This window comes from Vibrio sp. QJM3NY_21 (assembly GCF_057785975.1).
Map to the genome: position 1 here is coordinate 3,186,989 of NZ_CM173513.1, position 12,359 is coordinate 3,199,347.

The 12,359-nt window shown below is 46.4% G+C and carries 11 protein-coding genes; 6 read left to right on the top strand and 5 right to left on the bottom strand.

The annotated features are described in order from the left end of the window. Positions 1-162 precede the first annotated feature (162 nt). Entirely contained in the window at positions 163-1,959 is a 1,797-nt protein-coding gene (kefB, locus tag AC3CID_RS14290) for a glutathione-regulated potassium-efflux system protein KefB (protein ID WP_004729644.1), read from the bottom strand. Then, positions 1,946-2,530, bottom strand: coding sequence for a glutathione-regulated potassium-efflux system ancillary protein KefG (kefG, locus tag AC3CID_RS14295; protein ID WP_054548209.1), 585 nt, complete (start codon positions 2,528-2,530; stop codon positions 1,946-1,948). Before kefG ends, kefB begins: the two co-directional genes overlap by 14 nt. A gap of 174 nt (positions 2,531-2,704) precedes the next feature. Here kefG and AC3CID_RS14300 point away from each other — a divergent pair, with 174 nt between their 5' ends. From AC3CID_RS14300 to crp, 6 genes are all read left to right on the top strand, one after another. Next, positions 2,705-4,627: an ABC transporter ATP-binding protein gene (locus AC3CID_RS14300; protein WP_171316612.1), complete on the top strand. Its 1,923-nt coding sequence runs from the start codon at positions 2,705-2,707 to the stop codon at positions 4,625-4,627. Further along, entirely contained in the window at positions 4,624-5,094 is a 471-nt protein-coding gene (locus tag AC3CID_RS14305) for a TIGR02444 family protein (protein ID WP_004729647.1), read from the top strand. The genes AC3CID_RS14300 and AC3CID_RS14305 overlap by 4 nt, the downstream gene beginning before the upstream one ends. A 276-nt stretch (positions 5,095-5,370) precedes the next feature. Beyond that, positions 5,371-6,363, top strand: a complete 993-nt coding sequence (locus AC3CID_RS14310; protein ID WP_017095847.1) for a hydrolase — start codon at positions 5,371-5,373, stop codon at positions 6,361-6,363. Between the two features lie 98 nt (positions 6,364-6,461). After that, complete coding sequence (locus AC3CID_RS14315) at positions 6,462-6,674, top strand: YheU family protein (RefSeq protein ID WP_004729649.1); 213 nt, start codon at positions 6,462-6,464, stop codon at positions 6,672-6,674. A gap of 77 nt (positions 6,675-6,751) precedes the next feature. After that, on the top strand, positions 6,752-7,621 hold the full coding sequence (locus AC3CID_RS14320; RefSeq protein WP_004729650.1) for a phosphoribulokinase: 870 nt from the start codon (positions 6,752-6,754) through the stop codon (positions 7,619-7,621). A 239-nt stretch (positions 7,622-7,860) separates the two neighbouring features. After that, entirely contained in the window at positions 7,861-8,493 is a 633-nt protein-coding gene (gene crp, locus AC3CID_RS14325) for a cAMP-activated global transcriptional regulator CRP (protein WP_004729651.1), read from the top strand. 205 nt (positions 8,494-8,698) lie between these two features. On the opposite strand, the gene AC3CID_RS14330 is transcribed toward crp, so the two are convergent. From AC3CID_RS14330 to astA, 3 genes are all read right to left on the bottom strand, one after another. Beyond that, positions 8,699-9,490, bottom strand: a complete 792-nt coding sequence (locus AC3CID_RS14330) for a 2-oxoadipate dioxygenase/decarboxylase family protein (protein ID WP_488526690.1) — start codon at positions 9,488-9,490, stop codon at positions 8,699-8,701. 256 nt (positions 9,491-9,746) lie between these two features. Further along, entirely contained in the window at positions 9,747-11,204 is a 1,458-nt protein-coding gene (astD, locus tag AC3CID_RS14335) for a succinylglutamate-semialdehyde dehydrogenase (protein ID WP_488526691.1), read from the bottom strand. Positions 11,205-11,243: 39 nt separating this feature from the next. Continuing rightward, positions 11,244-12,263 carry an arginine N-succinyltransferase gene (gene astA, locus AC3CID_RS14340; protein WP_029224872.1) on the bottom strand — a complete coding sequence of 340 codons (1,020 nt, stop codon included), beginning with the start codon at positions 12,261-12,263 and terminating at the stop codon, positions 11,244-11,246. Positions 12,264-12,359: the final 96 nt, after the last annotated feature.

Here is a 12,359-nt window from a genome sequence, read left to right on the forward strand (position 1 = left end):
GGGTTCGCAGTTCTTCCCACATGCTCTATTCGAGACTAAGCAGAGACCGCGTTTATTATTAGATTGGTTCTTTAAGTTACAGTTTTTAAGAACAACTATAGAGCTAAGCTCAAGCGATTAGTTCTAAGTTCTAAGTTCTAAGTTCTAAGTTCTAAGCTCAGGCTATTGCCAATAGTTTCTAGATTGGTGATCATTTTCCATCTCATGTCCAAAGATCTCTTCAAGCTCTTTACGAGCCTCTTTCGCTCTCTGAGCTAACTCGGCATCTTCGCTATGCTGAGGAAGCAACTCTTTGAGCATACCATTATCCAATTTCCTAAAATGTGCTTCTGCTCGCTTCGCTTTATATGGATGCATACCAAGTTCAGTCAATGTTTGACGACCTAAATCTAGAGCCCCAAGGAAAGTTTCACGAGAATAGTTGCTTACACCATGGTTAAGTAATTGATACGCTTCAACACGGCTTCGAGCACGCGCTAAGATCTTCAACTGCGGGAAATGCTGCTTACACAAATCCACGGTCTTCATGATTTCATCGGGAGAGTCGGTACACAGCACAATGGCTTCAGCCTTATCCGCTCCCGCAGCTCGTAATAGTTCAAGGTGAGTTGAGTCACCGTAGAATACCTTGTAGCCGAATTTTCTAAGGATATGGATTTGGCTGGCATCACTTTCAAGAACGGTGATACGAATCTTGTTGGCATACATTAGACGCCCAATGATCTGACCAAAACGACCAAAGCCCGCAATAATCACTCGAGGGCTGCGATCAACCACATCCGAAGACATTGCGCTTTCACTGATTTGATTGAGTTGACGAGCAAAGAAACGATCTTGCAGCTTAAGCATCAATGGCGTGGTCACCATCGAAAGGCTCACAACAACCAGTAAGAACGACACTTGGTCACCACTTAGGATGCCTTGTGCACTCGCTGCGGTAAAAATAACGAAAGCGAATTCACCACCTTGGCTGAGAATCATCGCCATACGGCTGCGCGCTTTAGTTTGAGTGCCGAAGATACGAGCCAGCGTATACAGCACTAAGCCTTTCAATACGACCAGAGACGACACCGCGATCAATATTGCGAATGGACTTTCTGCCAGTAAACCTAGGTTCACCGCCATACCCACAGAGATAAAGAACAGCCCGAGCAGTAACCCTTTAAATGGGTCTATGGCGATTTCAAGCTCATGTCGATATTCACTTTCAGCCAGAAGTACGCCCGCTAAGAAAGTACCTAATGCCATCGACAAACCAATCTGCTGCATGATGACGGCAATACCAATAACCAATAATAGCGCCGCGACCGTGAACAACTCACGCACACCGCTCATGACTACGTATCGGAACAGTGGTCTCAATAAGAAGTGACCACCGACAAGCAAGCCAATGACACCACCTAGCATCCACAACATGTCAGCCCAACTGCCGCCCGTATTACCCGCAAGTAGAGGCAACATCGCTAGCATTGGAATAACAGCAATATCTTGAAAAAGTAGTACTGCAAAGCCGGATTGCCCCGCTTCTTTTCCGCCAAGCTCTCGCTCTTCAATAACACGTAAGGCTATGGCTGTCGAAGACAGCGCTAAACCCATACCTATTACGAGGCTGGTTTGCCATGTTAATCCGAACAAACAGGCGATAGCGGTAATAATCAAGGTGGTGATCAGCACTTGCGCTCCACCGAGTCCGAGAATAGGCGCCCTCATCTGCCACAGTTTTTTAGGGTTAAGCTCTAAGCCAATCAAGAAAAGCAGCAGCACCACCCCGAATTCGGAGAAATGTAGAATCGCCTCGACATCACTGATTAAACCAAGCCCCCACGGGCCAATCGCCACGCCAGCTAATAGATAGCCGAGTACTGAACCTAAGCCAGCTCGCTGCGCGATAGGAACCGCAACCACAGCAGCCGCTAAAAATATAACGCTACTTTGTAGAAAATCATTAGTCAGAGCCATCATTCGCCCCTATATCTTGTAGCGGGTCTCGCAACCAATTTCGATACGCTTCTGCGTGTTGGTAAAGCGTCATATCCGAAACATTTCTCGCCCAGTGTAAAACTAAGGGGGATATCCAGTGCATCTGACACAAAGCAGCGGTTAACTCGAATGGTTGCAAGATCTCTTGTAATGGATATTTATTATAGCCTGCGGCGCCAAACGCCTCTTCTTTACCACCGGTAGTAATAACGCTGCGCCAGTGTTTGCCTTTAAGCGCACTCTGCTCACCGAATGCAAATCCTTTTCCTAACACACGATCAAACCACTCCTTCAATAACGAAGGACAGGAATACATAAACAGAGGATGCTGGAACACAATCACATCGTACTCTAGGAGTAAGTCATGCTCATAAGGCACATCGATAAAGAAGTCTGGGTAGATGGCGTAGAGATCGTGAATTTTGACATGACCGAGCGACTCGACCTTTTTAACCATCATTTGATTAGCAATAGAGGTGTGTGGCTCTGGGTGTGCGTAGATTATTAACACCTTTGGCACGGCTTTGTCTGTCGAGGGAGTAGTACTCATTCCTTTGAAACATTCCTTTGAGGGCTAAACGGTGGCAAGGCCACAAGAATTTAAGCAAAAGTTATTAATATGTTATTGGCATCATAACGCAAATTGCATTGTGATCGACTTTTATCTGGTTTCAGCCTACTATGCAGGCGTCTGTTCACCTCTAATTTCTATGCTATTTCAATTATGATTACTTTCTCTGATATTCAATTGCTCCGCGGTGGTAAGCCACTCCTCGACCAAGCATCTGCGACTTTTCATCCTGGCGACAAGATCGGTTTGGTTGGTAAAAACGGCTGTGGTAAATCTACGCTGTTCGCCCTAATCAAGGATGAACTGTCTATTGATGCAGGCTCGTTCAGTAAACCAGCTCATTGGGAAATGGCTTGGGTTGCTCAAGAAACACCAGCATTAGAAAGAACAGCCATTGAATACGTGATTGATGGCGACCGTGAATACCGTGGCCTTGAAGATCAACTAGAGAAAGCGGAACAAGCCGACAACGGCACATTAGTCGCAGAGATCCACGGCAAGGTTGAAACCATTGGTGGTTACAGCATCAAAGCACGTGCTGCCGAGTTATTGGATGGCCTAGGCTTTCGCCAAGAGCAAATGACATGGAACCTAACCCAGTTCTCGGGTGGTTGGCGTATGCGTTTGAACTTAGCGCAAGCCCTTCTATGTCGCAGTGACTTACTGCTACTCGATGAGCCTACCAACCACTTGGATTTAGACGCAGTAATGTGGCTAGAGCGCTGGTTACAAAACTACCCAGGCACACTGGTTCTTATCTCGCACGATAGAGACTTCTTAGATCCTATCGTCAACCGCATCGTGCATGTTGAAAACCAGCAGCTCAATGAATACACAGGTAACTACTCGTCGTTTGAAACTCAACGAGCACAAAAGTTAATCCTGCAGCAGGCAATGTTCCAAAAGCAGCAGAAACAAATGTCTCACATGCAGAGCTACATTGACCGTTTCCGCTACAAAGCATCAAAGGCTCGCCAAGCGCAAAGCCGTATTAAAGCACTAGAGAAAATGGAACAAGTGCTACCCGCTCAGTTTGATAATCCATTCAGCTTTGAGTTTAGAGAGCCAGACGCGCTGCCGAACCCAATAATGATGATGGATGAGGTATCGGCGGGCTACGATGACAACCTGATTCTAGAAAAGATTCGCCTTAACCTCGTTCCGGGTAGCCGAATTGGTCTGCTTGGTCGAAATGGTGCTGGTAAATCAACGCTAATCAAGCTGCTTTCAGGTGAACTGAAACAGCAAGGCGGTGAGCTGAGCTATTCGCAGGGCGTTAAGATGGGTTACTTCGCTCAGCATCAATTGGAGACGCTGCATCCAGAAGAAACGCCACTTCAGCACATGATGCAAATTGCACCGAAACACACCGAGCAACAACTACGTGACTACCTAGGTAGCTTTGGCTTCCAAGGTGAAAAAGCACTCGACAAGGTGGCCCCATTCTCGGGTGGTGAAAAAGCGCGTTTAGTATTAGCGCTACTGGTATGGCAAAAGCCGAACCTGTTGTTACTCGATGAACCAACCAACCACTTGGATCTCGACATGCGTCAGGCGTTGACCTTCGCCCTACAAACGTTTGAAGGCGCGATGGTTATCGTATCGCACGACCGCTACCTACTTCGTGCGACTACCGATGATTTATACCTTGTACACGACCGTCAAGTTGCACCGTTTGATGGTGACCTAAGCGATTACTACAAATGGCTAACCGAACAGCAGAAAGTTGAACGCAAAGAAGCACAAGCATTGGCACCAGCAAAAGACGGCGCCAACAGTGCAGCAGCGAAAAAAGAGCAGAAACGTAAAGAAGCCGAGTTCCGTAAACTGACGGCACCACTTCGTAAAAAGCTGACTCAATTTGAAAAGCAGATGGATAAGTTAACGCTATCTCTCGAAGAAGCTGAGCAAGAATTATCCGACACTTCACTGTATGAAGCTGAAAATAAGGCTAAACTGAATAAAGTACTCGCTCTGCAAGCGAGCAGTAAGTCACAGCTAGAAGAAGTTGAAATGGATTGGATGTCCACTCAAGAAGAGCTTGAGCAGATGGAACAGGATATGGATAGCTTATGAGCCCAGAGCACGCACCAATATCACTAACACTGGAACGACTATGGCAATTTAGCCTTCAGTATTACAGTGTGCGCGGTGTAAAGGATGCGTGCCTAGCTTTGCAAAACCAGTTCCACGGCAACGTCAATCTACTGCTGCTTCTCAAATGGCTCGATGAGCAGCAATTGTCTTTTGCCGAAGAAGAGTGGCACAAGGTACAACAGTGCTTAAGCCGCTCTGAAACCCTGCTTCATAGCTATCGAGAGCTGCGTAAGCACCTCAAACCTCAAGTCGTCGATTCCCTCTACCGTGAAGCTCTCCAATTTGAACTGCAGTTAGAGAAGCAACAGCAATCTGATCTCGTCGACTGCATTAATTCTCTTCAGCTTACGGCTAACCAGCAATCACCACTCGCTTTTCAATACTGTCGTTTATTAGGGGCAGAAAACCTCTACGACGCTTTTTCTGAACCAGCACCCCAACCCTAACGCGTTTCCTTTCTCTAATCTTCAATCAAGATCCCAGCTGACCTTGGTAGTATCGCTCTTCGTTTTCACACGGGAGTGGCGCGCATGACTGGCAATATGTTTGAAGCTCAATCTCGACAATATTCAACCAGTTACCTACACCCTGTTTTTGTAACCCGTATCAGTGAAACCCTTGCGCTTATACCGAGAATCAACCAAGCTCAAATAAAAACGTGGGCGTTTCGCTAAAAGCTCAACACTTTATCAAAGCCCATAAAAGAAGCATGGACTGTTTTTATGACAATATTTACCGCAGCCGCTGGTTTATCTAATCCGCACTTACAAACCTTAGTGCCACGATTTATTAGAAAGCAGGCATTGTTTGACCCTCAATGGCAAACCTTAGAAACCCCTGACGGTGACTTTCTCGATCTTGCTTGGAGCGAATCGCCAGAGGGTGACACCCCAAGTAATGAGGCTCGAAGTAACAAGCCGATATTCGTTCTATTCCATGGCTTAGAGGGAAGCTTTGAAAGCCCTTATGCCAACGGACTGATGAATGCCTTTGCTAAAGATGGCTGGCTATCAGTGATGATGCACTTCAGAGGCTGCAGCGGAAAGCCCAATCGCTTGGCTCGCGCTTACCATTCAGGTGAAGTCGAAGATGCACGCTTTTTCCTAAGACATCTACACGCCCAGTTTCCCAATAACCCGAAGGTAGCGGTTGGTATATCTTTGGGCGGTAACATGCTGGCGAACTATTTGGCTGAGTACGCGGACGACCCACTGCTGTCGGCGGCGACGATTGTCTCTGCACCTTTTGATCTGGCTTGTTGCTCTAGTCGTATTGAGCGAGGTTTCTCTAAGCTCTATAAAAAGTACCTGCTCAACTCTCTCAAATCGAATGCCTTGAAAAAGATTAAGCTGCTGCAAGAAAAGCTCGGTATCACCGCCGAAACCATTAAGAAGATAGACAAGCTGTATGAGTTTGATGAACGTATTACTGCGCCTCTGCACGGGTTCAAGAATGCTCAGGATTACTATGCTCAGTGCTCAGCGCTTCCTAAACTTAATAAGATTAAACTACCGACTCAGATCATCCATGCCAAAGACGATCCGTTTATGACAGACGACGTGATTCCAAAGTTCGTGTTGCCTGACAACATCGACTATCGCCTATTTCAAAAAGGCGGCCATGTGGGGTTCATTACCGGTAGCACGCTCAAACCAAGGTTTTGGTTAGAAGAAGCGTTACCCGCCTACTATGAAAGTATTCAAGATTCGGCATAATGGCCGAGCCTTTTTAAGGACTGAGTGGTAGACGTCACTAGACACAGTAATCAACACATCAATAAACCTATTTATGAACATAAAAGAGAGAAGTATTTATGATCATCCCATGGCAAGACATTGCGCCAGAAACACTGGAAAACCTCATTAAAGAATTCGTGCTGCGTGAAGGCACAGACTACGGCGACGTAGAGGTTTCACTGCAAAACAAGATTGATCAAGTGAAACATCAATTAGCCTCAAAGGAAGTCAGCATCGTGTTTTCTGAGCTGCATGAAACCGTTGATATTCAAGTCACAAAACGCTTCTAAGCTGCGCTCATAAAGGAGCCGTGTTATAGTGGTAAACGATTGCTAACAAGTAAGTTACTCAAAAGACAAGGGTTGTCATGTCCGCTAAACATCCAATTATTGCGGTGACGGGTTCATCAGGAGCCGGCACCACCACTACCTCAGAAGCCTTCCGAAAAATGTTCAATATGATGGACGTGAAGGCCGCTTGGGTTGAAGGGGATAGTTTCCATCGCTTCACTCGACCAGAGATGGACGTCGAGATCCGTAAGGCTCGCGAGCAAGGTAAGCACATCAGCTACTTTGGTCCACAAGCCAACGATTTTGGCGCATTAGAAGAGTTCTTCCGTCAATACGGTAATGAAGGCACGGGTAAAGTCCGTAGTTACCTACATACCTTCGATGAAGCCGTGCCTTACAATCAAATGCCGGGCACCTTTACGCCATGGCAAGAGATCCCAGAAAATTCCGATGTGATGTTCTACGAAGGTCTTCATGGTGGCGTAGTCGATGGCGATATTAACGTCTCGCAACACGTCGACCTGCTTATCGGCATGGTACCTATCGTAAACCTAGAGTGGATCCAGAAATTCGTTCGTGACACACGCGATCGTGGGCATTCTCGCGAAGCGGTGATGGACTCGATTGTTCGCTCAATGGATGATTACCTTAATTACATCACCCCACAATTTTCGCGTACTCACATCAACTTTCAGCGTGTTCCAACCGTAGATACATCGAACCCACTGAACGCCAAAGGGATTCCAAGTTTAGACGAAAGCTTCGTGGTTATACGTTTGCGTGGCATCAAAAACGTCGATTTCCCCTACCTTCTAGCTATGATAGATGGCTCATTTATGTCACGCCACAACACGCTTGTGGTGCCAGGCGGCAAGATGAGTTTTGCTATGGAGCTCATTGTAAGGCCCATCCTACAACAGCTCATCGAAACCGGAAAAATAGGTTAACAAGACACCATTCTGGTTGATTACTTTTCATACCGTGATCATGTGCACAATTTTGCGTAAAAAATCGTAGCTTGGTCACGATTAAAATCAAGAAATAGTACCTGAAAAAGGATACTATTCTTAAACGAAACACAAGATAGCTTGCAGCGCTCAACGAGTGCTCTTATCCTACAAGTCAATCCAGGCTTAGCTAAAATACGGAAAGCGGCAAGCATACCCTGCAGAGGAAGTAAGATATTATGGTTCTAGGTAAACCCCAAACCGATCCAACATTAGAGTGGTTCCTTTCACACTGTCATATTCATAAGTACCCTTCAAAAAGTACTTTGATTCATGCTGGTGAAAAGGCAGAAACCTTGTACTACATCGTTAAAGGTTCTGTGGCAGTTCTTATCAAAGACGAAGAAGGTAAGGAAATGATTCTTTCTTACCTAAACCAAGGTGACTTCATTGGTGAACTTGGCCTCTTCGAAGAAGACCAAGAGCGTACTGCATGGGTTCGTGCAAAATCTCCTTGTGAAGTAGCTGAAATTTCTTTCAAGAAATTCCGTCAGCTTATCCAAGTGAACCCAGATATCCTAATGCGCCTTTCAGCGCAAATGGCAAACCGTCTACAAGTAACTAGCCAAAAGGTTGGCGACTTAGCGTTCCTTGACGTAACAGGTCGTATCGCTCAAACGCTACTTAACCTAGCGAAACAGCCAGATGCAATGACTCACCCTGACGGCATGCAAATCAAGATCACTCGTCAAGAGATTGGCCAGATTGTTGGTTGTTCTCGTGAGACAGTAGGTCGTATCTTGAAGATGCTAGAAGAGCAGAACCTAATTTCTGCACACGGTAAAACTATCGTGGTATACGGCACTCGTTAATCTCGATTAACTGAGCCAAAAATTTGAAAGCCACCAAATGCAAATTTGGTGGCTTTTTTGTTTTCTAAAGATCTAGAGAGCAGATGCGAGATGCGAGATGCGAGATGCGAGATGCGAATGGAGCACCTCCCGCGTCCAAGCGCAAACACTCTCAAAGCGAAGCGTACCCGCATCTTTAGGGTAAAGCCCGTGCTCGTATCTTTCTTTAACCGTTGGTGCTCTCAAAGATCTTGTCAGCCGATACTGCAACAAATCCTGTATAAATCTCACCATTCGCCATCGCATAACGCTTAGCGAACTCGTAGAAGCCACCAGGAATCACCTCATTGCCTTCAACAAATGAAACTGGCACTTTGTCTGCCATTGTAGATGATTGCTCTAATAAGACCTCTGGAGAGCCTTTAACCTGACCGCCAGATGCATTGATAGTGAAACCTGAATCACTCAAATAGTCATTCACAGTCTGTACTTCATCGAACTCATTAAGCTGGTTCACACTCACCGTAAAGTGGTTTGCACCGTAACCATGAGCCGCTAGCCAAGACGCGTATTCACTCTCTTTTGCTAGCACTTGGAAATCCGCGAAACTCAGATCCCAAAGGCGACCACCAAACAAGAACTCATGACCTTGAAGCTTGCTTGCGTCTACTTGCTCAACCAACTTCGCAACGATCTGTTGTAAGTCACTTGAACACTCTTCTACCTTCAACTCACTAATGAACACTTTCGGTTGGTTTGGGTCTGGGTGCTCGTAGTGCTTAGCCACTAACTTCTTGCTCTCAAACAAGTAGTCGCCACACGCCTTGTAGCCTAATTCAAGAAAAGGCTTGGCCAGTGTTTCAATGCCCAGAGGTGCAACATTGAAAGTACGCAGTGCAATGTGATCATTAATCAGGGATTCGTCTTCTTTCAGCAGATGATGAACTTTCTCGGCCGATGGGCAAAGCCTGTGAATGTAATCGTCCCATAGTGATTTAAAGAGTAGATCGGGCGTCATGGTGACTCCTTGTCAGAGGTTCTAGCAAGCTAGTAATTTGGATTAGAGAGGGAGAGGCTGGACACAGAGTCAGCAGCCATCAGCCTGTGACATACTTGTTCTATTATTATCTACCGCCCAATCAAGGTGTCGGACGTGATGGAAAAGGAAGCGATAACACCGCTTCCTCATTACACAATTAACCAATGAATCTGTTATTCATGAACCTAGAGCTCATAAGCTTATGATTCATGAACTTATAGCTTAAGAGCTTAAACTAAAGCTCAATACCTGGGCTAAATGTCGCTGGCAGTTGAGTTTCACCACCTTCCATTGAAGCCATAGGATAAGCACAGTAGTCAGCTGCATAGTACGCACTTGGGCGTAGGTTGCCTGAAGCACCCGGACCACCAAATGGTGCATCACCACTTGCGCCTGTTAGCTGGCGGTTACGATTAACAATACCCGCACGGATATGGTCAACGAAGTATTCCCACTCTGAATCGTCGGTTGAAACTAGGCCTGCAGACAAACCAAAGCGCGTGTCATTAGCCAATTCTACCGCTTGCTCTAGCGATTGGTAACGAACCACTTGCAACAATGGACCGAAGTACTCTTCATCTGGTAATTCAGCAATGTTGGTTGCATCAATAATACCCGGAGAAACAAACGCCGCTTCACCCGCCTTTGCTTCTACTAGGCTTACACCGCCTAACGATTGCAGATTAGCTTGCGCGTCCAGAATGAATTTAGCCGCAGCTTCCGAAATTTGTGGCCCCATGAAGGGTGCTGGCTCAGCGAATGGCTGATCGACACGAATCTTCAAGGTCGCAGCCACGAGCTTGTCCAGCAGTTGATCGCCCTTCTCTCCAACAGGCACATACAAGCGACGTGCACACGTGCAACGTTGACCCGCACTGATGAAAGCCGATTGAATGATGGTATAAACCGTCGCGTCAGCATCACCAAATTGGTCAGTGATCACCATAGGGTTGTTGCCGCCCATCTCTAGCGCCAGCATTTTGCCCGGTTGACCCGCGAATTGACGGTGAAGAATATGACCAGTATTAGCACTGCCTGTAAATAGCACACCATCAAGACCTTTAGCATCAGCCAATGCGATGCCGGTCTCTTTAGCGCCTTGCACTAGGTTAATCACGCCAGCAGGAAGGCCAGCGTCTTGCCATAGTTTCATCGCAAATTCACCTGTCCAAGGTGTTTGCTCTGACGGCTTAAATACCACGGTATTACCCGATAGCAATGCTGGAACAATATGACCGTTAGGTAGGTGACCTGGGAAGTTGTAAGGACCAAATACCGCCATTACGCCTAATGGACGATGACGCAGTACGATTTGGTTGCCTGCCGCTTCACGTGAAGCCTCACCAGTACGCTCATGATAAGCACGAATAGAGATAGCGATTTTACCTGCCATCGCACCCGCTTCAGTACGAGTTTCCCAAATCGGCTTACCCGTCTCTTTCGCGATGATTTGTGCGATTTCTTCGTTGTTTTCTTTTACTTTCTCAGCAAAATTCAACACGATCGCTTCACGCTCTGCAAAGCTCATCTTTTTCCAAACTAGAAAAGCTTCACGTGCCGCTGATACTGCAGATTCAACCTGTGCTGGAGTTGCACTATCACCTTGCCACACTACTTCATTATTGTATGGGCTTACCGATGTCATGGCGTCACCTTGACCTGCCACCCACTGTCCTGCTATCCACTGAGTCATACTTCTATCCTTAAAATCTTCGACAGATAATCGCCGCTCTTATTGAGCCAACATGCGAACAAATTCGCCTTCTTTTACTTCAAGAGCGCTTGCTACTTCAGATGATAAAATCACTGTGTCGCTTGCTTGGTCATACGCACCTTTCGCAGCTACTGCGCGGAAGTTCTCAAACGAGGTATTACCAATTAGGAAGTCTTTAGAGCTAGAGTGCTCTGCAATTTTCACTTGAGCACGAATCGCATTACGCACCGATTCGATATTTCTTAAATCACACTCAACCGTTGGGCCTGCATCAAAGATGTCGACATAACCGCGGTTAGTGAAACCCTCACGTTCAAGCAGCTTGAGTGCAGGGCGCGTATTGTCATGTACCTCTCCAATCACTGCCTGAGCTTCTTTGCTTAGTAGGTTCACGTAGATAGGTAACTTCGGCATCAGATCAGCAATGAAGCCTTTCTTACCAATACCGGTTAGGTAATCGGCGAGCGTGAAATCAATCGAGAAAAAGTGCTCTTGCAACCATTGCCAGAAAGGAGAGTTACCTTCTGCATCTGATACGCCACGCATCTCAGCAAAAATGGTTTTTGAGAAACGCTCTGGGTGCTCTGCCATGATCAAAAATCGGCACTTCGACATCAAACGACCATTCAAACCACCACGGAAATCAGGGCGTAAGAATAGCGTGCAGATCTCACTGCAACCTGTGTAGTTATTGCCGAAAGTTAGTAGCTTAACAACGTTATTCACGCCTAGCTTTTGTGATGAATGGACAACTTTACTGATGTGATAAGAATAAAACGGTACATCCCAGCCAATCGAAGCTTCGATGCCGGTCGTACCTGCCACATCTCCAGTTTCGCTATCGCAGCCAACCATCAAGTAACCTTCGTCACCAGGTTCGGTCACGTCTTGTTTAGCGAAGCTATATTCAGAGTGAGTAATTCGGTTGGTTAACAGTTCTTCGTTAACCGGAAGAGATGTAAATCCGTGTCCTGACTCAACGGCGCAGGTATGCAGCGCATCGTAATCAGATAGTTTAATTGGGCGAACAACTAGCATCAATATTCCCTCCAGATGCAAAATAGGCCCAAAACCAGAAGCTTGGGCCTTTAGCAGAACGTCATAGGAGTCGCTCTAATGGCGAACATTCCTATA